At 71.5% G+C, this 424-nt stretch carries 1 protein-coding gene; it reads left to right on the forward strand.

The features are described from left to right. Window positions 1-424 (forward strand): CoA transferase (locus tag IR141_RS12850; protein ID WP_209304457.1); only part of this gene is annotated, 424 nt, incomplete at both ends.

The following is a 424-nucleotide window of genomic DNA, read 5'->3' on the forward strand; positions in this document are numbered from 1 at the left end:
CGCTTCACGCACCGGCCCGCTGGCGGGCGTGCGCGTGCTCGATCTCACCTCGGTGATCATGGGTCCGTTCGCCACGCAGATCCTCGCGCAGCTGGGTGCGGAGGTGGTGAAGGTGGAGACGCCCGAGGGCGACAACATGCGGCACGTGGGGCCGATGCGGCATGCGGGCATGGGGCATATCTTTCTGCACGCGAACGCGGGCAAGCAGAGCATCGCGCTCGATCTGAAGCACCCGCAGGGGCGCGAGGCGGCGCTGCGGCTGGCCGAGGGCTGCGACGTGCTCATCAGCAACGTGCGGCCGCAGGCGCTGGCGCGGCTGGGGCTGGATTACGAGGCGGTGAGCGCGCGCAACCCGCGCATCGTCCACGTGAGCTGCTGCGGCTTCGACCAGGAGGGGCCGGACGCCGCGCGCCCTGCCTACGAC

The organism is Neisseria sp. 19428wB4_WF04 (assembly GCF_015235335.1).
GTDB classification, from domain to species: Bacteria; Pseudomonadota; Gammaproteobacteria; order Burkholderiales; family Neisseriaceae; genus Neisseria; species Neisseria musculi.